The 1,200-nt window shown below is 69.7% G+C and carries 2 protein-coding genes; both read left to right on the forward strand.

What is annotated here, in order from left to right; all coding sequences use genetic code 11:
• Positions 1 to 90: 90 nt before the first annotated feature.
• Complete coding sequence (eccD, locus tag ACWELQ_RS45990; RefSeq protein WP_452403242.1) at positions 91 to 573, forward strand: type VII secretion integral membrane protein EccD; 483 nt, start codon at positions 91 to 93, stop codon at positions 571 to 573.
• The coding region (locus ACWELQ_RS45995; RefSeq protein ID WP_452403243.1) for a S8 family serine peptidase at positions 570 to 1,200 on the forward strand (631 nt) is incomplete at its 3' end. The genes eccD and ACWELQ_RS45995, both read left to right, overlap by 4 nt.

The following is a 1,200-nucleotide window of genomic DNA, read 5'->3' on the forward strand; positions in this document are numbered from 1 at the left end:
GCCGGGTCCGCGATATCGGCGACGCCGTGACCCGGGTGCGGGCACGAACCCCGGCCCACCATCGAGGGCATCGGCGCGATCGGCGCGACCGTGCTGCCGTCCGCGCACGGTCTCGGGCAGCGCGCCCGCACGGCCAATCAGTTCCAGACCGGCATCGTGGTCGGCAGCGCGATCGGCGCGGTCGCCGGTGCGCTCGGCTCGGCCGATCCGCTGGGCTCCGCGCGCTGGCAGGGCATCACGCTGGCGGTCGTCATCTCGATCATCCTGTGCCTGCGCGGTCGTTCGTTCGCCGACCTAACCCAGGCGGCCACGCTGATCGCCAGCGGCTGCGTCACTTTCATCGGCTTGGCGGTGTTGCTCGCGTTGAACGACGACGGCATGCTGCTGGTCTCGGCGGGCCTGCTGCTGGCATTCGCGGTGGGGGCCATCGGATTCGGCATCATCGGCCCGCACGTCGAGGTCACCCCGATCCAGCGACGCTTCAACGAGATCTTCGAATACGGCTTGATCGTGTCGATCGTCCCGTTGGTGCTGTGGATGATGGACGTCTACTCGACGGCTCGGAACATATGAGCCGGCGTCCTGGAAACTGGGCGCGAATACTGTGTGCGGCGGCGGTTCTCGGCGGTGCGCTGCTGGGACCGCAGACCACGGCCGGGGCCGGACAGACGGCCACCGCCGTCACGCCGCCGTCACCCGCGGATTCGGTACCCGGCGACACGTTGGGCCAGGCGGACAAGCCCGCACCGCTCTCGGTCACCGAGTTGAAGGTCGAGTGCGGCAGCGAGTTCTACCTCCGGCCGGGCGGCGTCCCGCGTGACGAGCCGGTCTCGCAGAAGGTGCTCGATCTGCCCGCTGCCTGGCAGGCCAACCCGGGCCCCACGAATCGCGGTGCGGGCCAGACGATCGCGGTCATCGACACCGGCGTCAGCCGGAATCCGCGCATCGATGTGCAGCCCGGTGGTGACTACGTCTCCACCAGTGACGGCACCGAGGATTGCGACGGGCACGGAACCGTGGTCGCGGGCATCATCGCCGCCAAACCCAGCCCCGACGACGGGTTGGTCGGTGTCGCGCCGGACGCGCAGATCCTGGCCATCCGTCAGCTCAGCGAGCACTACCAGGCCAAGGAACAGAGCGGTGACAAGCCGCCGGGCAGCACCAGCCAGCAGGGATACGGCCTGAGCGCGACCCTCGCCG

It is taken from the genome of Nocardia sp. NPDC004722, assembly GCF_053601505.1.